The sequence below is a fragment of the Pseudoalteromonas sp. NS-SX12 genome, assembly GCF_057367955.1.
In genome coordinates this window covers 310,640-330,787 of sequence record NZ_CM170634.1, presented here as the reverse complement: position 1 = coordinate 330,787, position 20,148 = coordinate 310,640, and the positions used below count along the sequence as shown (strand labels likewise).

General features: G+C 39.9%; 26 protein-coding genes. 18 read left to right on the top strand and 8 right to left on the bottom strand.

Features of this window, described 5'->3' with window-relative positions; all coding sequences use genetic code 11:
• The first annotated feature begins 9 nt into the window (after positions 1–9).
• The 3 genes from gltX (at position 10) to AC2IOM_RS01595 (ending at position 3,067) form a co-directional block, all read left to right on the top strand.
• Entirely contained in the window at positions 10–1,494 is a 1,485-nt protein-coding gene (gene gltX / locus AC2IOM_RS01605) for a glutamate--tRNA ligase (protein ID WP_486358917.1), read from the top strand.
• Positions 1,495–1,635: 141 nt separating this feature from the next.
• A complete protein-coding gene (locus AC2IOM_RS01600) occupies positions 1,636–2,277 on the top strand; it encodes an outer membrane protein (protein WP_157813453.1) in 642 nt (213 codons plus the stop codon).
• Between the two features lie 88 nt (positions 2,278–2,365).
• On the top strand, positions 2,366–3,067 hold the full coding sequence (locus AC2IOM_RS01595; protein WP_010560959.1) for a DUF3581 family protein: 702 nt from the start codon (positions 2,366–2,368) through the stop codon (positions 3,065–3,067).
• A 32-nt stretch (positions 3,068–3,099) separates the two neighbouring features.
• Here AC2IOM_RS01595 and AC2IOM_RS01590 read toward each other — a convergent pair whose 3' ends face one another.
• From AC2IOM_RS01590 to azu, 5 genes are all read right to left on the bottom strand, one after another.
• A complete protein-coding gene (locus tag AC2IOM_RS01590; protein WP_486358916.1) occupies positions 3,100–3,618 on the bottom strand; it encodes a hypothetical protein in 519 nt (172 codons plus the stop codon).
• Complete coding sequence (locus tag AC2IOM_RS01585) at positions 3,615–4,709, bottom strand: hypothetical protein (RefSeq protein ID WP_486358915.1); 1,095 nt, start codon at positions 4,707–4,709, stop codon at positions 3,615–3,617. Before AC2IOM_RS01585 ends, AC2IOM_RS01590 begins: the two co-directional genes overlap by 4 nt.
• Positions 4,710–5,732, bottom strand: coding sequence for a phospholipase C/P1 nuclease family protein (locus AC2IOM_RS01580; protein ID WP_486358914.1), 1,023 nt, complete (start codon positions 5,730–5,732; stop codon positions 4,710–4,712). It abuts the gene before it with no gap.
• Between the two features lie 215 nt (positions 5,733–5,947).
• Positions 5,948–6,118, bottom strand: coding sequence for a hypothetical protein (locus AC2IOM_RS01575; RefSeq protein WP_010560955.1), 171 nt, complete (start codon positions 6,116–6,118; stop codon positions 5,948–5,950).
• Between the two features lie 241 nt (positions 6,119–6,359).
• Positions 6,360–6,812, bottom strand: a complete 453-nt coding sequence (gene azu, locus AC2IOM_RS01570) for an azurin (protein WP_394227107.1) — start codon at positions 6,810–6,812, stop codon at positions 6,360–6,362.
• A 139-nt stretch (positions 6,813–6,951) separates the two neighbouring features.
• On the opposite strand from azu, the gene AC2IOM_RS01565 reads away from it, so the two are divergent.
• The 6 genes from AC2IOM_RS01565 (at position 6,952) to AC2IOM_RS01540 (ending at position 11,290) form a co-directional block, all read left to right on the top strand.
• Positions 6,952–7,458, top strand: a complete 507-nt coding sequence (locus AC2IOM_RS01565) for a DUF3087 domain-containing protein (protein WP_486358913.1) — start codon at positions 6,952–6,954, stop codon at positions 7,456–7,458.
• A 173-nt stretch (positions 7,459–7,631) separates the two neighbouring features.
• Positions 7,632–8,006, top strand: a complete 375-nt coding sequence (locus AC2IOM_RS01560; protein ID WP_486358912.1) for a type IV pilin protein — start codon at positions 7,632–7,634, stop codon at positions 8,004–8,006.
• Between the two features lie 9 nt (positions 8,007–8,015).
• On the top strand, positions 8,016–8,453 hold the full coding sequence (locus AC2IOM_RS01555; RefSeq protein WP_486358911.1) for a GspH/FimT family pseudopilin: 438 nt from the start codon (positions 8,016–8,018) through the stop codon (positions 8,451–8,453).
• Positions 8,440–8,829 carry a type IV pilus modification PilV family protein gene (locus tag AC2IOM_RS01550; protein ID WP_100912718.1) on the top strand — a complete coding sequence of 130 codons (390 nt, stop codon included), beginning with the start codon at positions 8,440–8,442 and terminating at the stop codon, positions 8,827–8,829. Before AC2IOM_RS01555 ends, AC2IOM_RS01550 begins: the two co-directional genes overlap by 14 nt.
• Positions 8,826–9,338 carry a PilW family protein gene (locus tag AC2IOM_RS01545; RefSeq protein WP_486358910.1) on the top strand — a complete coding sequence of 171 codons (513 nt, stop codon included), beginning with the start codon at positions 8,826–8,828 and terminating at the stop codon, positions 9,336–9,338. Before AC2IOM_RS01550 ends, AC2IOM_RS01545 begins: the two co-directional genes overlap by 4 nt.
• Positions 9,338–11,290, top strand: coding sequence for a DUF7305 domain-containing protein (locus AC2IOM_RS01540; RefSeq protein ID WP_486358909.1), 1,953 nt, complete (start codon positions 9,338–9,340; stop codon positions 11,288–11,290). The genes AC2IOM_RS01545 and AC2IOM_RS01540 overlap by 1 nt, the downstream gene beginning before the upstream one ends.
• Before the next feature lie 182 nt (positions 11,291–11,472).
• Here AC2IOM_RS01540 and AC2IOM_RS01535 read toward each other — a convergent pair whose 3' ends face one another.
• The 3 genes from AC2IOM_RS01535 to AC2IOM_RS01525 form a co-directional block, all read right to left on the bottom strand.
• Complete coding sequence (locus AC2IOM_RS01535; RefSeq protein WP_486358908.1) at positions 11,473–11,865, bottom strand: MmcQ/YjbR family DNA-binding protein; 393 nt, start codon at positions 11,863–11,865, stop codon at positions 11,473–11,475.
• 74 nt (positions 11,866–11,939) lie between these two features.
• On the bottom strand, positions 11,940–13,127 hold the full coding sequence (locus AC2IOM_RS01530; RefSeq protein WP_486358907.1) for a vWA domain-containing protein: 1,188 nt from the start codon (positions 13,125–13,127) through the stop codon (positions 11,940–11,942).
• Between the two features lie 5 nt (positions 13,128–13,132).
• Positions 13,133–13,969, bottom strand: a complete 837-nt coding sequence (locus AC2IOM_RS01525) for an AAA family ATPase (RefSeq protein WP_486358906.1) — start codon at positions 13,967–13,969, stop codon at positions 13,133–13,135.
• 142 nt (positions 13,970–14,111) lie between these two features.
• Here AC2IOM_RS01525 and AC2IOM_RS01520 point away from each other — a divergent pair, with 142 nt between their 5' ends.
• The 9 genes from AC2IOM_RS01520 (at position 14,112) to AC2IOM_RS01480 (ending at position 20,143) form a co-directional block, all read left to right on the top strand.
• Positions 14,112–14,846 carry a substrate-binding periplasmic protein gene (locus tag AC2IOM_RS01520; protein WP_486358905.1) on the top strand — a complete coding sequence of 245 codons (735 nt, stop codon included), beginning with the start codon at positions 14,112–14,114 and terminating at the stop codon, positions 14,844–14,846.
• 117 nt (positions 14,847–14,963) lie between these two features.
• A complete protein-coding gene (locus tag AC2IOM_RS01515) occupies positions 14,964–15,437 on the top strand; it encodes a DUF2947 family protein (protein ID WP_010560948.1) in 474 nt (157 codons plus the stop codon).
• Positions 15,438–15,646: 209 nt separating this feature from the next.
• Positions 15,647–16,279 carry a hypothetical protein gene (locus tag AC2IOM_RS01510; protein WP_475148268.1) on the top strand — a complete coding sequence of 211 codons (633 nt, stop codon included), beginning with the start codon at positions 15,647–15,649 and terminating at the stop codon, positions 16,277–16,279.
• Positions 16,280–16,288: 9 nt separating this feature from the next.
• A complete protein-coding gene (gene ftsB, locus AC2IOM_RS01505; protein ID WP_486358904.1) occupies positions 16,289–16,573 on the top strand; it encodes a cell division protein FtsB in 285 nt (94 codons plus the stop codon).
• Positions 16,560–17,270, top strand: coding sequence for a 2-C-methyl-D-erythritol 4-phosphate cytidylyltransferase (gene ispD, locus AC2IOM_RS01500; RefSeq protein WP_486358903.1), 711 nt, complete (start codon positions 16,560–16,562; stop codon positions 17,268–17,270). Before ftsB ends, ispD begins: the two co-directional genes overlap by 14 nt.
• Positions 17,261–17,734 (top strand): 2-C-methyl-D-erythritol 2,4-cyclodiphosphate synthase, encoded by a 474-nt coding sequence (gene ispF, locus AC2IOM_RS01495; RefSeq protein ID WP_486358902.1) that lies wholly within the window; start codon positions 17,261–17,263, stop codon positions 17,732–17,734. The genes ispD and ispF overlap by 10 nt, the downstream gene beginning before the upstream one ends.
• On the top strand, positions 17,727–18,767 hold the full coding sequence (gene truD / locus AC2IOM_RS01490) for a tRNA pseudouridine(13) synthase TruD (protein ID WP_486358901.1): 1,041 nt from the start codon (positions 17,727–17,729) through the stop codon (positions 18,765–18,767). The genes ispF and truD overlap by 8 nt, the downstream gene beginning before the upstream one ends.
• Complete coding sequence (gene surE, locus AC2IOM_RS01485; RefSeq protein ID WP_010560937.1) at positions 18,745–19,509, top strand: 5'/3'-nucleotidase SurE; 765 nt, start codon at positions 18,745–18,747, stop codon at positions 19,507–19,509. Before truD ends, surE begins: the two co-directional genes overlap by 23 nt.
• Positions 19,499–20,143 (top strand): protein-L-isoaspartate(D-aspartate) O-methyltransferase, encoded by a 645-nt coding sequence (locus AC2IOM_RS01480; protein ID WP_486358900.1) that lies wholly within the window; start codon positions 19,499–19,501, stop codon positions 20,141–20,143. Before surE ends, AC2IOM_RS01480 begins: the two co-directional genes overlap by 11 nt.
• Positions 20,144–20,148: the final 5 nt, after the last annotated feature.

Sequence of the window (20,148 nt, the reverse complement as noted above, 5' to 3'; positions counted from 1 at the left end):
AGAAATTTGATGACAATTCGTACACGTGTTGCACCGTCACCAACCGGTGATCCGCATTTAGGAACGGCCTATATTGCACTATTTAACTACTGCTTTGCGAAACAGCAAGGTGGTGAATTTGTACTGCGTATTGAAGATACAGACCAAGTGCGTAGCACGCGTGAATCAGAACAAGCGATTATGGATAGCCTTAAATGGTTAGGCCTTAACTGGGATCACGGTCCTGATGTGGGTGGCGAGTTTGGCCCTTACCGTCAGTCTGAGCGTTCTGATTTGTACAGAAAGTTTGCGCATCAATTAGTTGATGAAGGTAAAGCGTTTTACTGTTTTGCCACAGCTGAAGAACTTGACCAAATGCGTGAAGAGCAAATGGCGGAAGGTCTTCGTCCTAAGTATGACGGCCGTGGTTTAAACTTGTCTGAAGACGAAATTAAAGCAAACCTTGAAGCGGGTAAGCCTTACGTTATCCGTATGAAAATTCCTGCTGAAGGTTCTTTCAAGTTTAACGATTATCTACGTGGTGAGATTGAGATCCCGTGGGAAAACGTAGACATGCAGGTGCTTTTAAAAGCGGACGGTTTCCCAACCTATTTCTTAGCCAATGTGGTAGATGATCACCATATGGAAATTAGCCATATCTTCCGTGGTGAAGAATGGATTAACTCAGCACCTAAGTTATTAAAACTTTATGAAGATTTTGGCTGGCAGCCGCCAGTACTTGGTCACTTACCACTACTGCGTAATCCTGATAAGTCAAAATTATCTAAGCGTAAGAACCCAACATCGATTAATTACTATAAAGAGATGGGCTTTTTACCAGAAGCATTGCTTAACTACCTTGGCCGTATGGGTTGGTCAATGCCAGATGAGCGTGAAAAGTTCACGCTTGATGAAATGATTGAACACTTTGATATGAAGCGTGTATCACTAGGTGGTCCAATTTTTGATATCGACAAGCTTAACTGGTTAAACGGTTTATGGATCCGCGAAAACTTATCTGATGAAGAGTTAATGGCGCGTTTCTTTGACTGGAAATTTAACCCTGAGTTACTTGCTAAAGTATTACCGCAGGCAAAAACGCGTATTAATAAGTTATCAGATTTAGTTGATTTAGCTGGTCACTTTGTTGCAGGTACACCAGAATATGACCCAGCACTACTTACAGCAGGTAAGGTAGAAGAAGATGTGGTACGTGAAGCGTTACAAATTTTCATCTGGGAATTAGAAGCACTACGTACTTGGGAAAAATCAGAGATTTTTGCCATTGCTAAAGCGGTTGCAACGCACTTTGAGCTTAAGATTAAAGACTTCTTAGAGCCAATTTTTGTTGCTATCACAGGTAAAACATCGTCTACATCGGTTGTTGATGCAATGGAGATTTTAGGTTCAGATATGTCGCGTGCACGTTTACGTGTAGCGTTAAACCATATCGGTGTTTCTAAGAAACAGGCGAAGAAGCTAGAAAAAGCCTATAAGGCGTACCAAGCGCAATAATAACGTTTAAATTTATTGTTTTTAAAAGCCAGCATAATGCTGGCTTTTTACATTTTATTACCATTAATTTATGGGCGTTTTTCACAAATTAGGTACGATATATCCGTTTTTAATTTTTCATTCAAATACAAAAGGATAGTTATGAAATCGGCCTCTTTTCTGATTTTTATAGTAACGCTTTTAATTCCCGCTACAGCAATGGCAAAAACCCAAAAACAAGGTCAATATTTTATTAACTTTGGGGTTGCTTCAAATTATTACAATTACAACAGTAAGGATGCGCGCGACGAGCTAGATCAAAACCTGCAAGATTTATTGGATGATTATGATTTAAATGGTGATGATTCTGACATTGTTAATGCAAGTGTTGGCTTAGGTTATTATGTGACAAACGATTTAGCAGTGCGCGCCAACTACACCTATGGCATTGAACTTGATTGGTTAGACCTATGTTTTTTTGATTGTAAGAATAATGTGTACCATGACAGCGATGCGAGTATTTTAACCTTAGATGGCATTTACCATTTTTATCATATTAATGATAAGTTATCGTTTTACGGTATCGCTGGTCTTGCAGTAACGCGTGTCTCTACTAAATTAACCTACCATCACTCGCAACAGCGAGAGCCGATTGCACGTGAAAACTCAACCAATTTTGGCGCAAATTTAGGCTTAGGTTTACAGTATGATTTCGCCCGCAATTGGGGTTTAAAAGCCGGTTATAGTCACCACACTTTCTTATCTATGGATAAGTATTATTTGAATTTAGAATGGCGCTTTTAGCAATCGTGATTGCCTTTAAACAGGTATGACCAATTATTCCGAAAAACGCTGATAAAATGCGCGGCCAAGTTAAAATTGAGGTTATTTTATGTTATCTGGTTTCTATCAAGAGTCTGAAGGAAAAGTATCGTTCAGCCGTGATCAGGCTAGCCGTTTTGCAAAACTGATTGCTGACGATTACAACCCGCTTCATGATATTGATGCAAAGCGTTTTTGTGTACCAGGTGATTTACTTTTCTCAATGGTGTTAAACAAATATGGTGTAAGTGAAAAAATGCACTTTACTTTTGCTGGCATGGTAGACGAAAAAGTATCGCTTACTTTTCCTAATGCCGACAGTGAAATTGCGTTAACACAAGATGATAAAGTGTACTTATCGGTAAACCGTGAAGGTGAGACATCAACCTGTGAAGAGCTGACCAATAGTTTAATTAAAAACTATGTGGAATTTTCAGGTAAAGCATTCCCACACGTGATTATTCCGCTGATGGGTGAGCAAGAGGTGATGATTAACCCTGCACGCCCTATGGTAATGTACGAGTCAATGTCGATTGAGTTCTCTAGCCTAGATGTTAAACAACCGGTATTAGAGTTTGTGACGCCTGAATTTGAGCTAACAGGAAAACGCGGAAAAATCACGCTACCATTTGTTTTTAAAGATGGTGATAAAGTGATTGGTAAAGGTGAAAAGAATATGCTGGTTTCGGGCATTCGTGAGTATTGCCAAAAAACAGTAGATGACCTTATTAGCTACTACAACCAGCGCAAAATTGATTTAAAACCAGCTTAATAGGCTAGTTGATTTGGTAGAAAGGCGAGCATTTAGCTCGCCTTTTTTAGTTCTTCTTCTAATGATTGGGTGAGTTGCTCTAGTGCTTTAATTTTTTCTTTCGCAAATTCAATTTGAGAGGCATCAAGTTGCTGGTTTATGCCTTTTACTAACCAAGAGTTTAACTGCTTTACTTTGTCTTTGGCGGCTTGAATATACGCTGTTTTTAACGCGATTTCTTGTTCATTCTCATACGCTAAGTAAGCCTCGTGATCATCTAAATCACCGGTAAATGTTGTCTCTATCTTAGTTGGTGATATCGGCGGAATATCCACTTTAACATGCGTTTTTACAGGGCTGATTAATGTTGTTTTTAATCTGCTGTTAACGGTTAATACTGGTGTTTTTGTTTCAATGGTTTGTATTTTTGCTGCGGGTTTTGCACTTGAATGCACGGTTTTTGGAGCATTAATCGCAGTATATGTATTTGGGCTCATTGGCAAATTGCTAAACCAACCAAGCGCGATAATCAACCCTATGACTATGCTAGCAAATAGTAATTTTAATTTCATAATTGGCCGCCTTTTAGCCATTGATTTTTAGCAGTGGCATACTGCTTTTTAGCCAGTGTTGTTGCAAGCGAGGTTTTCGCCTGATAGACAACGGTTTCACTGTTTTCAGGGTAGTAATCATACTTTTTATCAAATACTTGAATGATCACCCATTGGTTTTTAGGTTTGCGTAAAAGCGTAGGACCTTGTTTTATGGATAAATTGAATGCGGCTTGATTAACAAAGTTATTGCTAAGTGAATTACGTTTTATAACTGTTTTTTTGCTATTCAGTTGCTGTGACAGCGCATTATTTTTGTAGGCGGTTTGTGCAGCTTCATGCGAGCTAAAAGATAGCGATGCTGCCGTTACTTCTGAGCTATAGCGAAATTGCTGTTTATTTTGTTGGTAGTATTTAGCAATTTCAGGTGCTGAAATTTGTTGTTTCAAACTGTCGAGGTATGGGCTTTCATTATGCATACTGGCTTTTACACCAAGATAGTTAAGCAGAGCTGGCGTGATAGCCTGACTTGTACTGAGTGACTCGAGTACCTGCCAGCGAATATTTGGGTTTTGATGCTGTTGCTTTACGGTTTGATAATGGGCTTCTACCTTTACGAGTTCAGCAAGCTGTTTTATGTCACCTTGGTGCAGGTTAAAGCGCGCTTGCATGGATGCATCATTATAAGCATCTGCCAATGTATAGCTTGTAGTTAAGGGTTGAGTTAACTTAGCTAAAAGTTGCGTTGTTGCTATGCCATTATGAGGGTAGTTACCCAGTAGCTGTTTTAGTTCAGTACTGCTAAGAGCAATGTTTGGTGCTGAAATTTTAGTAAATCCATTATCTAATAAGCTGATCATATAGCGTTTTTTATGGTAGTTAGTGCTAAAGCCTACACTTGAAACACGCTCCAATAATGTCGGTGCTTTTTGTTTTGCCAATGCAAGGTGAAAATACAGAGTTTCAAGCCTTTGTTGTGTTTGCTGCTTGGATAATTGCTCGCCTTGCTTGATATAAAACTGCTTCATAAAAGCAATTTCATCGTTATTAAATTGCACATTAGCGTGTGCAAAGCACGCTAAAAGCGTGCTTAATAATACTAAAAACTTCATTTATAGCTGTACCACGGCATGATTAAGTAAATGAACGACCATAGCAATGGCATGTGGGATCACAACTTGCCCGGTATTTACACGGTCGTAGTGATCTTTTGAATTAAGTACTATGCCACCTTGTGAATATGAAAGTGCACCACCTTGAGTAAGAATTGGGCGAATATCTTGCTGGTTTGCATCTAGTGTTGCGTAGTATTCAAGTGCTTGGCTGACTTTACTAAAATCGTTTAGCTGCTCTTTATCGTAGTAATCTTTTACCCACGATTCCCAACCAGAATGATTTAATGCAGATGTTACCCAAGTGTGGTGTGGTTGTAGTAAATCAGTGGTGTGAAATACAAATCCTAGGATCTGTGGATTTTTGCTTTCGACAAACTTTTGAAACCAGTATTGACCCAAATGATCAATTGGTTGGAACGGCATTTCTTCAAAGTCATCATACATGTTGTAGTGTGAGTGACCATCAATGCGGTAGTTTGCTTCAGTAATGCCGTAGCTATTGTATTTCGTTGAGTCAGAACCAAACCAGCCGGTTTCGCCACCGCGGCCATCGTCCAAGTAATCGCCTTTTAACCAAGTTGCGGCTAAATTGTCAATGTCACCCCACACCGTAAGTTTTTGGTAGTTATAACCACCAAAGTCATTGCCGTGTTGGTCGGGCCCTTGGGTATGGTTTTGAAAGTGCCAGTAGCTAGTGTACTTTACAATGCTTTCTGCTGCACCCCAAATAGGCGCTTGTACGCAAGACCCTGTGATTGCGCCACAAAAGAATGTATCTTCAAAATCATCAACGTCGTAAGCAGCTTGACCAAGTAAGTTAGCCAACTGAGCAACTGACAAGTTAAGTTGAGACGCCCATGCGGACAACTTGGCATACTCAGTAGAACTTGGGTTTTGTTGCATGTAGTTTACTGCATCAATAACAATGCGTTTGTGTGTTTCTTGTGAGAAGGCGTTCGCTTGTTGGCTTGCGCAAGCAATAGCACCAGCAACAAGTAGTGAGATAGCGTTGATTTTCATGTGTACCCTTATTTTTGTTGTTAATAAAGGTACTAAGTTAAGTGTTTAGTTTTACAGCTAATTTACAGTTTAATGAAGTATTTACTCTATATCTTATGTGAGCAGAGCGAAATATTTTCATTTGGAGTAAGCGGTTTAAATGTGAGGTTTATTTAATTGGCCAAGTTAACAAACTTATTAGCAGACATAAAAAAACCGCGAATTTCGCGGTTTTTTTATTTTTGGCTTGTTAGCCAGCTAAGGAATTGGCGTGCGTCGCTTTTGTTTTCGAAATCAACGCGTTGATTGCCTGACTTATCTTCGAAAGTCACCTTGCTTTTGTTGATGGATGCAAAGTCCACAGGCAATGCCACATGGATTTTGGATCCTTGATATAAATAGTCCATTTTCGACTCTCTTATCTAAGTGTTTAGGGTAAACACTGGTTTTACAAGTACAGCCACTGGATCAGGGTGCCTGCGATTTCCATTAACTTAATACAGAGTTATGACGTTTTAATGACGTTAAAGTTCATTATTACACACTGTATTTTCAAAGTGATTCACCAATATAGTGCTTTGTAGATGCTTGAGGTAAGGACATTTGTCCTTAGGGGCGTTTAAAAAACGCCCAATAGGAATTTTCAGCCTATTTGAACTCTAACTTACCTTTCATAATCGCCCAGTGGCCTGGGAATGAGCAGAAAAATGAATAGTCGCCACCAGCTTTTAATTTGTCGGTTGCAAAAGTGAGTGTGGTTGTTTCGCCGCCACCGATTACTTTGGAATATCCATATACGCGCTCATCGCCTTGCTTTACATATTGGTTATCGATTCCTGCTGACATACCGTCTGTTGCAACAGCCTGTATATTTGCTGTGTCTACAACTACAACGTTATGGCCCATAGTTTGAGCAGGTAATTTACCAACGTGCTTTAACTCAATGCTAATTTCTTTGCAGTCTTTAGAAAAACTCAGTGTTTTTTGGTTGAATTGCATCATATCGTTGGCTTCGAGTGTAGCTTTGCACGAAGCTGATGCATTGGCAGAGAATAGTGCTCCCGCTAAAGTAATAAAACCTAACTTAATTAAATATTTCATGTGTTTTCTCATCTAATGCTATTGATAATCGTTTTCATTTTATATTTTAACAACTGACTTGCAAGGTTTTGTTTCAATTAATAAATGGTAAAATGCCTTGTCTTGATACACGTCAGAATAATTTATAGGTTTTACGCGCATGAAATTACAAGAGATCAATAAAGCTCGTTATCGCAATCATTTAAATAAAGTGATTGTTGGCTGCATTGTGGCACTCGTTGTCGGCAGTTTGGGTATTGCACAAGGGCTCATCGCCGTTTTACCGAATGAGCAAGGGGGTCATTTCCACTGGAACCTTGCAGGAGTCGTGATTAGCTGTTTAGTGATTGGAAGCGTGTTAAAAAAATATAAACATCACGATTTTATGACAGAAGTAACGTATGTTTGGGAGCTGAAAAAACAGCTAAATTACATTACCCGTAAAATGCGTAAGTTAAAAGCTGCGGTTGAGCAAGGCGATGTTATTGCCATGCAGATAATTAACTACTCGTATGCCGGTTCTCGTCAGCTTTGGCAGCTTGATGACAATACCATTACGATGGAAGAGTTAAGTATTTGGCAAGCCGAACTTGATGCAAAAGCCCGTGAAGTGAATGTTGTACTCGATACTGAGAAATATTCCCAAAAATTATTGGAAAATTATTAGATTTAAATTTTGGTTACTAATTAAATGTTTGCTTAGCAAAATGGGGCTCAAATTTGCTCAATACAGCAAAAAGAGACTATTTTGTTTTGTCTATTTTTTAGGCTTTTCTATACTTATAAGACTGCACTGACAAACGGATTTGCATTTCATAGTGCGCTTTTAGGAGTGAGGAAATGCAAAAAAATAGCGGCTTTACACTTGTTGAAATAATGATAGTGGTTGCAATCATTGGTATTTTAACAGCGGTAGCTTTGCCAGCATATACTGAATACGTTAAGGAAAGTCGCAGAGTAGACGCGCAGCAATATTTACTTCAGCTCTCAGGCACGCTTGAGAGAAACTATACACGCCTTGGTGAATACCCCGCCGAAGATGCTATTACTCCTGAAACATCTGATTATTATGCTTTTACGTATTCACGTGATAGCGACACAGCATTCACCTTGAATGCAAGTCCCAAAGGACCACAATCAGACGATAAATGCGGTGACTTGTCTGTTAACCAACAAGGCACCACAACTGCTTCTCTCGACACGTGCTGGCGTTGAGGTGACGTTATGAAAAATGGATATACCTTAATAGAGTTAGCAGTTGTTTCAAGTATTGTTGGCATTCTAAGTACTGTTGCAATTCCTTCTATGATTACCACCATTAAATCGGACAGACTCGTTGCTACTGCAAATCAACTAACCAGCACGTTTAAGTTTGCTCGCAGTGAAGCAGTTAAGCGGGAGTCGGATATTGAACTGGTAGTTTCAGGAGCTGATTGGCACGTCCAGCTTGATGGCGAAACTATTATGGTTTTTAGTAGTAATTACGAAAACATTAAAGTTGAAGGGCTGGCAAATATGACTGTGCGTGCCTCGGGTGAGACGACAAGCATAAATCTAAGTATCGTTGATGATGATGCCGATACTCGAGACCGTTGCTTTGCTGTGTTAGTGAGTGGGCAAAGCCAATTAACTAAGGGAGCTTGTATCAATGAAACTCCATAAAAAACAGTCTGGGTTTTCGCTTGTGGAGGCTATGGTTGCAACGGTTGTTTCAGCGATTGCATTACTTAGTCTTGGAGTGGGTCAAGTTAAGTCATTGCAATATGCTGCTAGCAGCCTTGATTATACTTTATCGTTGATACAGGCGAATAATGCAGTCGAACAGTCTTGGGCTAATTTATGCGATTTACAAAATGGCAATATTGAACTTGCAGATCTTGATGTAGCTGCTCAAACAAACAAATACACAGTTGAGTTTCCTAATGGTTTTGACATCGATGACTTTGAAGTTCTAGTTAGCTGGAACGATGAACGAATGACCGACAATCTAGCTAACAGTGCAGCGTTACAGGTTAAGCTTCCGAGGGTTTGTTCATGAAAACGGTATCAGGTTTTTCACTTGTTGAGTTGATGGTAGCTATGGCTGTTTCGATGAGCTTAATAGCTGGAACTGGATTTGCCTATATCGGAATTTCCGATTCGATTAATTTATCTAAAAATATAGAAAACACGCAAGAGGTGCTCCGTTACACAACAGAAGTATTTAGCAGAAGTTTGAAACAAACACTGGTTTCCCCCGTATCGACTGCACCTGACAATATTCGCGTGATTCAAGATAAAGTCGGTTCAGTTGCGTGTGATGGCACTGTGCCTGTTGCTGCGCCTTACACAGAATCATACCGATTTGAAGTTCCAAACCTACTCTGTAACGCTGGTAATGGCGAAGTGGTTATTCTTCAGGGAATCGCAAATATGTCTTTTGCGATTAATGGGAACTTGGTTCAAATTACCGTTTTACCGAACGATTTTCCAATTGCAGATTTGCCAAATGGAGTAAGAATTGATATCGCTGTAAGCAGTAAAATTTTAATGGAGGAGACAAACTAATGTTGTGTTCTCATCCAAATAAAGGGTTTGCTTTATTAAGCGTTATGATGCTTGTCATGATGGCGAGTGTCTTAGTTGCTGGCTCATTGAAGGATAATTTTATACAAGAGCGGTTGTCAGGTAATTTTCACAAGAAAATGAACTCTCGACATACAGCTGAGCTTGGTGTGTTAAATATTCGTGAAGAAGTTGAAAATATGATTAAAGCTAACCCTTACATGGAGTTAGATGATTTTGTCGAAGCGCTGGCGGCAAATACCGATATGATGTCAGATACGGGACTATCTGATCATAGCAAATATAGTAGTGAGCTAACTTCGGTATCGGGTGATGTATTTACATTTAAAACTCAAGGCAGCCAGTTCGAAGGGCGAGATACACTGAGTGCTGTTTTTAAATTTGTACCGGGAAACTTGGTTAATTACCCATCGCCATTTGCTACGGGGTTAACTGGTTGTGATGGCGTTGTATTGGGCGGCAGTGGCGAAGCAGATAGTTATAACTCCCAAGATGGTGCATATGGTGGAGATAACATTGGGGATGCGGTTACGGTAAGTACTGTTTCAGATATTGGTGTTATTACTATTAAAGGTGGTGCCGATATTCAAGGTGATGTGAAGGCTACCAGTAATGTGATATTTGGTGGCTCGGCCTCTATTTCAGGTAATCTAAGTACTAACGGTTTTGTCGATATTACAAGCGCATCAAGCTTTATTGGTGGTGATGTAAGCGCCTTAGATTATGTTGATGTAAAAAATACGATTATCGGCGGTTCAATTCAAAGCAATAACTATATTACCTTATCACAAGTTGTTGTTGGCGGTGATGTAATTTCGTCACCTGTTGCGGGCAGCTCAAGCGATCCATCTAACATCGATATAACGGGTGAGACTATTTATGGTGGTGTTTATAGCAAAGGTAATGTCTTTTTGAATAATGCAATTATTGATTATGAGACATCAAACTTATCATTTGGCGTTCAAACTTTTGGTAATTTTATACAAACCTATGGTCGCGTCGATGGTGGTGTACGTGTTGTAGGTGATGTTAGCTTACCTAAATGGGGAACCACTATATCTAACGATGATTTATTGTATGCTGGCACCGGTAGTTTTATCGAGCACACAGATTTTGGTTTGGGTGATTACCACGATACGGAAGAAAACATCATTGCCTTGTTTGACGAAATAGAGCCGCTGGAGGAGATCCCATTTGATGATGGTGGCGAAGACAGTGAAGTGCAATGCGACCCTTTGAATATTGACAGTCAAATGTCAGATATTAATCAAGATTATGTATCGAACGGTGATTTATTTGTCAGTGGTTCAGGTAGTGGAGATGTGTTTGTTATTGGCGAAACAAGTGCTGAATTTTCAGTTGATAGAAACTCAACAAATCAAGGCAGTGTTGCTTCACTTGAAAGCGTCAGAGCTACTTTTCTAAGTTTAGAACGTAACGTGATTATGGTCGATAATGTATCTGTTAAAGGTCATATTAAAATTGCTGATAATTCGCACGTGGTTTGGTTTATAAAAGGGGATTTTGAAATGGGTGGGCAATCTACTTTAACGATCCCTGATGGCAGTAGCCTAATGATTATAATTCAAGGTACGTTTGAAGTAGGTGGCGGTGGTGAAATTTACACTCCAGATGTTGGTTTAACTAATCCTGACAAACTTCCAGTATTAAGCATTTTTAGCGATTACGTTGGTGATGGTATTGCAATTCAGGGTGGCACAGAAGACATATATGCTGCCGTTTATGCGCCAAAAACAGACGTCACAGTTACATCATCAGCTGATTTTATGGGGGCGATTTTAGGGAAGACAGTGTCAATAACAGGTAGTGGTGCATTTCACTATGATGTGTATTTGGGTGAGTCGGTAGTTGGGCCAGACCCTGACGGATCATCCACAGGTAAGTTTCAGTTTTTGGGATTCCAATACCTGTAATTTGAGTTCTTAACTTTTGAAATAAAAGCGGGGCAAAGCCCTGCTTTTATTTGCTTACATTTTCTCTAAAGCGTTAAAGAAACTGTGAATATTTTTTAACGTTAGGCTTGGGTATGATTGGGTATAAAATGTCAGTAACTAGATGAATTATATCGATGACAGAGATTTGAGATTACTTATGGTCATAGGTGAAGTGATATCATTTCTCTATCTGCTTTGGTCATTTTACTAACAACCAATAAAAACGAATTATCTATAAGGCGCTCAATTTCACCTTTTGGCATTGAACCATCAAGAATCACGGTATTCCAAAGCTTTTTATTCATATGATAGCCTGGAATAACAGCGTCAAAAATATCGCGGAGCATAAGTGCTTCATCGGGGTCGCATTTTAAATTAATGCAATAGTGACCCGCCATTTTGCCATTTGTATCTTTCTCATTACCGTTACCAAGCGATAGGGTCGCAAACATTTTATCTTTGACTTTAAAAACGTCTACGCCTTCTCCAAACGGTTGGCTTACGCTCGTGAAAGGCTTACTCAGAAAGTACTCTGTAACCGTGTGCTTATCCATTTTATATGCTTTATTTTATAATTAGGGTTTTATCCTACTAATCAAATTGAGATAAAGTAAAGTCGCAGTAAGCGCTAATTTAAACTTTTAATTGCTTGCCCGATCCCATCTAGCGTAAGGGGAAACATGCGCTTTTCCATTAAGTGCTCAATAATGCCAATTGAAGGGTAGTAGTGCCAATATTGTTTTGGTTGTGGATTAAGCCAAACTACATTACTAAAGTGTTGCGTTATTCTTTCAAGCCATACTCTGCCTGGCTCTTCATTCCAATGTTCAACACTGCCACCGGAGTAATCAATCTCGTAAGGCCCCATTGTTGCATCACCAACAAAAATCACTTTATAGTCGCTCGCAAAGCGGTTGATGATTGTTAAGGTATCCAATACTTCACTGTAACGGCGCTTGTTATCTTGCCATACGTTTTCATATAAGCAGTTATGAAAATAGAAAAACTCTAGGTGTTTAAATTCAGAGTGTGCAGCGCTAAACAGTTGCTCACAGGTGTGAATATAGTCATCCATCGAGCCACCAATATCAAAGAACATAAGTACTTTTACGGCATTGTGGCGCTCAGGTTTCATTTTTACATCGAGCATACCGCCTTGTTTTGCTGTTGCACTAATTGTGTTATTCAAATCAAGTTCGTCACTTTCACCGCTACGGGCAAACTTTCTGAGCTTTTTAAGTGCGAGTTTCATGGTACGCGAGCTAATATCGGCGTCTTGATCAAGGTTTTTGAACTGACGTTTATCCCACACTTTTACAGCACGGCGATGATTGTTGCCATCTTGCCCAATGCGTATGCCTTCAGGATTATAACCATAGGCACCAAACGGGGAGGTGCCGCCAGTGCCAACCCATTTATTACCACCGGCATGCCTTTTTTGTTGCTCTTTTAAGCGTTCCGCCAAGGTTTTCATAAGTTTATCAAGGCCACCTAGGGCCTCAATTTTGTCTTTTTCTTCTTGGCTAAGGTGCTTTTCAAATTCCTTTTTTAACCACGCATCGGGAAGTTGATGTTGGGTTTGCAGCTTAGAGAAAATATCAACAGCCTCAACCCCTTCAAAATATTCAGCGAAAGCGCGATCAAATTTATCAAACTGCGTTTCGTCTTTGACTAGACACAGTTTTGCCAAGTGATAAAAATCGTCGATATTGGCAAATATGACCTGTTTTTTTAATGCATTGATTAAATCCAACAGTTCACGCACGCTCACATTTACGCGGTGTTTTTTTAATGTGAAAAAAAACGCAATCAGCATAAGTGTTAACGCTTAGCGAGAAATGCGAGTTTTTCGATAAGGCTTACATCTTGCTCATTTTTAAGCAGTGCGCCAAAAAGTGGCATAAGTCCGCCTTTTTGAGTTTTATCATGCAAGGTTTGTGCGTCTATATCTTCGGCAAGTAACAATTTAAGCCAGTCGATTAATTCACTAGTAGATGGTTTCTTTTTAAGGCCATTTACATCACGTAACCCAAAGAAAACTTGTAGCGCTTGTGCAAGCAAGTCCTGTTTCACGTTAGGGTGGTGAACTTCAATGATCTGTGCCATTTCTTCTGCTGTTGGAAAGTTTATGTAGTGGAAAAAACAGCGGCGTAAAAAAGCATCGGGTAACTCTTTTTCATTGTTAGAGGTAATAATAACTATTGGGCGGTCGATTGCTTTTATGCGCTGTTGTGTTTCATACACATAGAACTCCATTTTATCGAGCTCTAACAACAAGTCATTTGGGAACTCGATATCAGCTTTGTCGATTTCATCAATTAATAGAATAGGGCGTTTTTTCGCTTCAAAGGCTTGCCAAAGCTTACCTTTAACAATGTAATTGCTAATGTCGTGTACTTTTTCATCGCCGAGTTGGCTATCACGCAAGCGTGATACTGCGTCATATTCATATAAGCCTTGTTGTGCTTTAGTTGTTGACTTTATATGCCACTGAATTAACTCAGTATCGAGTGCTTTTGCCAATTCTTCGGCCAACATGGTTTTACCTGTACCCGGTTCACCTTTGATTAAGAGTGGCTTTTCTAGCGTAATTGCAGCGTTTACTGCCAGCTTAAGTGAATCTGACGCGATGTAATCTTGTGTACCATTAAATTGCACGGAGTACCTTTTGAAAATTAAACTGGTAAGATCTGTAAGTTTGTCATAATAAGTGATTAAGTAAAGGTCAAACTTGCAGCTAAAAGTAGTAAACGAGAGCAAATTAGTTTAGTTTTGTAGTATTCATCCTGGAGCAAGCGTTGTGAAAATTAGATTTTATTGCTTTTTAAGCTTGTTGTTGTTTTCAACTTACAGTGTGTCACAGCAAGAAGAGATTAAACCCCCAATTCGTTGGGTTACTGACTCTTGGCCAAATTATACTGATAAAGATGGTTCCGGTTTATATCACGAGTTAATGCGCAGTGTTTTTCACAATGGACAAGAGTTTGATGTGCAGTATACGCCTTGGCTAAGAGCGCTAGAATTAGTAAAGTCTGGCAATGCTGATTTTACCGGCGCAATGCCGTTAAATAGCGATTACGTTATGTCGCAGCATATTGTTTTAAGCCAACCAATTTCTGTGTTAATTAAAAAGGCCCATTTGGATGCTGCGAAATTGACACAGCTGCCTGAACTAGTCGGGGTTTGGCGTTCAGGGTATCGAAATGAGTTACTCAGTGGTGAGTTAAAATCCCAAGTAAAAGGCGTGCCGACCGAAAGCACGGACAGTGGGTTTAACTTAGTGCGCCATAATCGAGTTGATTATTTTATTGATGTTCGCACAATTTTAGCGACGCATTTGGCTAAGCAGCCTGATAAATCGGAATTTGAATTAATAGATATCGGCTCATTGAATTTGTATATGGCGTTTTCGAAATCTGAGCGCGGTAAACAAATAGCCCAACTGTTTGATGGTCGTTTTGCCGAATTAAAAAAGTCAGGAAAACTGGCTGAAATTTACAGTAAGTACCAGCAAACGTTACCAAGCCAACTTTAACTAGTCTGATTTTTTGCGTTTTACTTTTCTATCAACCTTATGCTCTGCCATTACTGTGATTTAGCTTAAACATCAATTGTGGTATAGTTTCGTGACTTTTTACTGATTTGACCGAGTATGAATTACATATCCCTTGATGACTTTAAATATGCGTGGGCATTTCGTCATCAACAACTGCCTATCGAAGAAAATTTACTTTCTAAAATAAAGCCAATGTCAGATAGCCGTGCAACGAATTTATGGTGCACATTTGTCAGCCGTGAAAAAGATCACCCTGATTTTTTCGACACTAAAGATTGGCCGGGTAATGGTAAAACATGGGGTAACTCAGTAAAGTGGGAATCTGCGTGGGATAATGACGAAGCGCTTCCTGAAGAAATAATTAATCACCTTGATTGGGACGAGAACACAACCGTTTATTATTGCTTATCGCGAAAGCATGTTATTGAAACTGATTGGCGTACATTTAAAGCGACGTGGTTAAATTTCTTGTTTATGAGCGATGGCTGTTTACTGATTGGTAAAAAACGCCATCAAGTTGTGCAGTTTTTAGAAACTGGTTATGCCAAATTAGGCAAGCGCGTCGATTGATGCGCTTATTGCTTGTAACTACAACCTTTTATTTTACTCATTAACGTCCGTTTTTTTCATCGATTGCTGCCATACTGTTCACTTTACTTAATTAAGGTTAAGTTAAATTTCATTAAGCATATACTTTGATAAAGCAACTGCTTATATTACATCCAAATATAGAATCATGTACTATGGTTACTTAAGTGTATTTGGTGGGTTTTTTATAAGTGCAAACAGGGTGTAAAGAACAAACAGAACTTTGGCGCAGTTCGTCAAAAAGCAATGCATATAATGCGTTGTGTAATACGTTTTATGTTCGTGAAATCCATCGTTTGAGTAAAGAGTCATTTAATAATGTAGAGCGATTACAGCGTCGTTTTGCAAGCCTTCCATATTATATTGAAAAAGCCGCCAGTCATATTTTAGATGGCAATAGTCCGTTAACTTTAGATACTCAAAATGGCAGTTGGATTGCAAAGCAGTCGCGTAACCTACCTAAGTACGATTTAGAGAAAAACACGCTATTTTTTGGGAAAAACGCCTTTGTTGGTTTAATTATTCCGGTTTTAGTATATGACGCTGAGTATTCAACTGTTAGAATCGATAGCGTTGATGAAGTAACCGCGTCGGGTTTTCACTGCAATCAATTTGGTTGGGTTGATAAGGCAGGAAAATCACAAGAAGGTGTTGGTATTCAGGTATTAAAACCAAGTAAAACTGCGTTTTCTGCGGCGTGTTGTGGCCATGTGTGGTTACTCGGCCGGGCAACAACACCCAGAGTGTTAACGTTACGCGAAATGTTACTTGCAGCACGAATTAATTGGCAAGATTTTAAACACCCATTTATAACTCAAAAATAGAAATTCACTATGCGATTATTTCAGTTAGCGCTTTTGTGTTTATTTGCAAGTTTGCAATACCAACTTTGGTTTGGTCATCACGGCGTAAAAGACTATAAAAAACTGCAGTCTGCCGTTACTCAACACACTAAAGTAAACGCTAGATTAGAAAAACGAAACAAATTACTGAAAGCAGATGTGGAAGATCTCAAACTTGGCCTCGAGGGCATTGAGGAGCGAGCACGCAACGAGTTGGGTATGATTAAACAAGGCGAAACCTTTTTTCGCGTAACACATAAAAATGAAAGATATTAATCCCTCTTTTGCATTTGTTGTTCCTGCCGCAGGCGTTGGGGCAAGAATGCAGTCCGATAAGCCAAAGCAATATATTCAACTTGGCGACAAAACGGTATTAGAACACACCATTAATAAGCTAAAAGCAACGATACCCAATGCATTGATTATTGTTGCTATCAGTGAAAATGACGCTTATTTTCCAGATTTAACCTTACCCGATAACGTTATAACTGTATTGGGGGGTAAGGAACGTGCAGATTCAGTATTAAATGCACTGAATTACCTAACAACTAATCATCCAGTTGACTGGGTGTTGGTACATGATGCCGCGCGGCCACTGGTTTTACCGAACGATATACGTACACTCATTTCACATTGTCAATCGCGTCACTGTGGTGGCATTTTAGCAAGTAAGGTGCGAGATACTATAAAGCAGGGTAGTGAGTTTGTTGAAGCGACAGTACCAAGAGAAGCTCTTTGGCAGGCGCAAACACCGCAAATGTTTTTACTGAACGATTTAACCGCCGCACTGACTAATGCTTTAAACGAAAACGTTGCAATTACTGATGAAGCCTCAGCTATTGAATGGGCTGGTGGAAAAGTACAGTTAGTATCGAGCCGTGCAGATAATATTAAATTGACTACCCCTGATGATATTGCAATCGCAGAGTTTTTGATTGCGAAGCAAATTTTGGAGAACAACACATGCGAATAGGCCATGGTTATGATGTGCATAAGTTTGGCGGTGAAGGACCGCTAACAATTGCAGGCGTAAAAATTGATTATGAATTTGGTTTTTTAGCGCATTCTGATGGTGATGTAGCGATTCATGCATTGTGTGATGCAATTCTAGGGGCACTAGCCCTTGGTGATATCGGCAAACATTTTCCAGATACCGCCGCAGAATTTGAAAACATCGATAGCCGAATTTTATTGTGTCATGTAGTGTCGCTAATGACTGAGCGCGGTTACCAAGTTGGCAATACTGATATCACGATTGTAGCTCAAGCACCAAAAATGGCGCCACACATAAATGCAATGCGTGAAGTGATTGCCAAAGATTTAAATATTCAAATCGACCAAGTCAATGTGAAAGCGACAACAACTGAAAAACTAGGCTTTGCTGGTCGTAAAGAAGGCATTGAAAGCCATGCCGTGGTGTTACTCGTAAATGGATAACTTAAGTTATTTATACGGTAAACCTAATTCGACCGCCGAATTTAAAACCAGTGCTGAAGATTTCCGAGTAGATGAAGAACTCGGTTTTGAACTTAGCGGAAGTGGCGAGCATGTATGTTTACAGGTAATAAAAAGGGGAGAAAATACCCAATATATTGCCAAGCAAATCGCTAAAATTGCGGGCACACAAGCTCGCAATGTAAGTTACCCTGGTTTAAAAGACCGCAATGCAGTGACATCGCAATGGTTCAGTGTACCGGTGCCGATTAAAAAACACATCGACTTTTCAGCGCTGAATAGCGACAGTGTGAAAGTACTTCAGCAAGTTAGGCATAATCGAAAGTTAAAAACAGGTTGCCATAAAGCGAACCGTTTTACGATTGCGCTGAGACGCTGCAGTATGGTTGAGGACATTTTGACACGTATTAATGCGGTTCGCCAAGGTGTGCCTAATTATTTTGGTGCACAGCGTTTTGGTCATGATGCACACAACTTAACGCTGGCAGAGCAGTTGTTCTCAGGTAAAGAAATCCACGATCGTAAGCTGCGTGGCATTGTTATTTCAGCTGCACGCTCTCATATCTTTAATCAAATTGTAAGCCAACGTATTGCGCAATATGGTATTGCAAAAACCATGGTCGAAGAAGTGTTCCTACTAGATGGTAGCAATGCATTTTTTAAAGAGCGTATTAGCCTTGAAACAGTTAATCGTTTGGCTTGTGGGGATATTCACTTATCGGCACCTTTGGTTGGTAAAGGCGATCAGGGCGTTACAGAGCTTGAAAAAGAGTGGTTAGCACCATTCGCCAGCTGGCATGAAAACCTTTCACAACTTGGCCTTAAAGCTGAACGTAGGAATATGCGACTTTATCCTGAAAAATTTGAAGTGCTTGAAGTAACGCAAGATATGATAGAGTTTAGTTTTAGTTTGCCGAAAGGGTGTTTTGCAACGGCCGTACTGCGTGAGCTTGCAGAGTGCCAAGATGTTTCTTTAAAGAATAAGGATAATAATGAAAATCTTGCTGAGCAATGATGATGGCGTAAACGCAAAAGGGATTGAAGTACTCTATCACGCCCTATCGCAGATAGCGGAAGTGGTGGTTGTTGCACCTGATAGAAACTGCAGTGGTGCAAGTAACTCACTTACCTTGTTAAACCCGCTAAGAACACATCAATATGATAATGGTTTTATATCGGTTAACGGCACGCCGAGTGACTGTGTGCAATTGGCAATTAATAAACTGCTCGATTTTACGCCAGATTTAGTTGTGGCGGGCATAAATAATGGCGCTAATTTAGGTGACGATACCTTGTATTCAGGCACGGTGGCAGCCGCCAGTGAAGGGCGTTTTTTAGGATTGCCAGCGATTGCCGTATCTTTGTGCTCAAAACAGGAAGCACATTACGATACCGCAGCTGCCGTTGCAGTTTCCATTATCAAAGAAATAAAAGCGCACCCGCTTGGTCCGGACCAAATTATTAATTTGAATGTACCTGATATTCCACTAGCTGATTTAAAAGGCATTAAGGTTACGCGCTTAGGTTCACGTCACAAAGCTGAAACCATGCAAGAACAAATAGATCCGTGGGGCCGAAAAATATATTGGTATGGTCATTTAGGTGAAGCGCAAGATGCTGGCGATGGCACTGATTTTTTTGCGGTAGCTAATCATTACGCATCAGTTACTCCGTTGACGGTTGATATGACGGCAAAATCGAGTCTTGCCAAAATGGAATCTTGGGTTGAAGGATTGAATATTTCAGGTGTTGAATAATTATCGTCGTAGTGCGCATCAACTCGCACAATTAGTTTATGAGCAAGGCATTCGATCTCAGCAAGTATTGGATGCGATTGCTGCTACACCACGCCATTTGTTTGTAGATGACGTGTTAAAACACAAATCGTATCAAAATACCGCGTTACCTATTGGTTTGGGACAAACAATTTCTCAGCCTTTTATTGTTGCGCGCATGACTGAGCTTTTGTTGCAGCTCACAGGTCCAAATGCCAAGGTATTAGAAATTGGCACTGGCTCAGGTTATCAATCCGCAATTCTCGCTCAGTGTTTTCGTTCGGTATATTCAGTTGAGCGAATTAAAGCATTGCAGTGGCAGGCCAAAAGACGTTTACACCAGCTTGATTTATTCAATGTCACTATGAAACACGCTGATGGTTGGCAAGGCTGGCAATCTAACGCGCCTTATGACGGAATTATTGTTACAGCCGCAGCGAGTGAGTTGCCTCAGGCATTACTGGAACAGCTTAATGAAGGCGGAGTGCTTATTTCTCCAGTAGGCGGTAATGAGCAACAGAACTTAGTTGCAGTGAAGCGTCAAGGTAATGAGTTTATTACGCAAACATTAGAACCTGTAAGATTTGTACCGCTGGTTGCTGGCGCAATTAATTAGGTGAT

Excerpts from the sequence above, each read along its gene's own strand:
- gltX (WP_486358917.1), top strand. The coding sequence starts at position 10 with ATGACAATTCGTACACGTGTTGCACCGTCACCAACCGGTGATCCGCAT.
- AC2IOM_RS01600 (WP_157813453.1), top strand. The coding sequence starts at position 1,636 with ATGAAATCGGCCTCTTTTCTGATTTTTATAGTAACGCTTTTAATTCCC.
- AC2IOM_RS01595 (WP_010560959.1), top strand. The coding sequence starts at position 2,366 with ATGTTATCTGGTTTCTATCAAGAGTCTGAAGGAAAAGTATCGTTCAGC.
- AC2IOM_RS01590 (WP_486358916.1), bottom strand. The coding sequence starts at position 3,618 with ATGAAATTAAAATTACTATTTGCTAGCATAGTCATAGGGTTGATTATC.
- AC2IOM_RS01585 (WP_486358915.1), bottom strand. The coding sequence starts at position 4,709 with ATGAAGTTTTTAGTATTATTAAGCACGCTTTTAGCGTGCTTTGCACAC.
- AC2IOM_RS01580 (WP_486358914.1), bottom strand. The coding sequence starts at position 5,732 with ATGAAAATCAACGCTATCTCACTACTTGTTGCTGGTGCTATTGCTTGC.
- AC2IOM_RS01575 (WP_010560955.1), bottom strand. The coding sequence starts at position 6,118 with ATGGACTATTTATATCAAGGATCCAAAATCCATGTGGCATTGCCTGTG.
- azu (WP_394227107.1), bottom strand. The coding sequence starts at position 6,812 with ATGAAATATTTAATTAAGTTAGGTTTTATTACTTTAGCGGGAGCACTA.
- AC2IOM_RS01565 (WP_486358913.1), top strand. The coding sequence starts at position 6,952 with ATGAAATTACAAGAGATCAATAAAGCTCGTTATCGCAATCATTTAAAT.
- AC2IOM_RS01560 (WP_486358912.1), top strand. The coding sequence starts at position 7,632 with ATGCAAAAAAATAGCGGCTTTACACTTGTTGAAATAATGATAGTGGTT.
- AC2IOM_RS01555 (WP_486358911.1), top strand. The coding sequence starts at position 8,016 with ATGAAAAATGGATATACCTTAATAGAGTTAGCAGTTGTTTCAAGTATT.
- AC2IOM_RS01550 (WP_100912718.1), top strand. The coding sequence starts at position 8,440 with ATGAAACTCCATAAAAAACAGTCTGGGTTTTCGCTTGTGGAGGCTATG.
- AC2IOM_RS01545 (WP_486358910.1), top strand. The coding sequence starts at position 8,826 with ATGAAAACGGTATCAGGTTTTTCACTTGTTGAGTTGATGGTAGCTATG.
- AC2IOM_RS01540 (WP_486358909.1), top strand. The coding sequence starts at position 9,338 with ATGTTGTGTTCTCATCCAAATAAAGGGTTTGCTTTATTAAGCGTTATG.
- AC2IOM_RS01535 (WP_486358908.1), bottom strand. The coding sequence starts at position 11,865 with ATGGATAAGCACACGGTTACAGAGTACTTTCTGAGTAAGCCTTTCACG.
- AC2IOM_RS01530 (WP_486358907.1), bottom strand. The coding sequence starts at position 13,127 with ATGCTGATTGCGTTTTTTTTCACATTAAAAAAACACCGCGTAAATGTG.
- AC2IOM_RS01515 (WP_010560948.1), top strand. The coding sequence starts at position 14,964 with ATGAATTACATATCCCTTGATGACTTTAAATATGCGTGGGCATTTCGT.
- ftsB (WP_486358904.1), top strand. The coding sequence starts at position 16,289 with ATGCGATTATTTCAGTTAGCGCTTTTGTGTTTATTTGCAAGTTTGCAA.
- ispD (WP_486358903.1), top strand. The coding sequence starts at position 16,560 with ATGAAAGATATTAATCCCTCTTTTGCATTTGTTGTTCCTGCCGCAGGC.
- ispF (WP_486358902.1), top strand. The coding sequence starts at position 17,261 with ATGCGAATAGGCCATGGTTATGATGTGCATAAGTTTGGCGGTGAAGGA.
- truD (WP_486358901.1), top strand. The coding sequence starts at position 17,727 with ATGGATAACTTAAGTTATTTATACGGTAAACCTAATTCGACCGCCGAA.
- surE (WP_010560937.1), top strand. The coding sequence starts at position 18,745 with ATGAAAATCTTGCTGAGCAATGATGATGGCGTAAACGCAAAAGGGATT.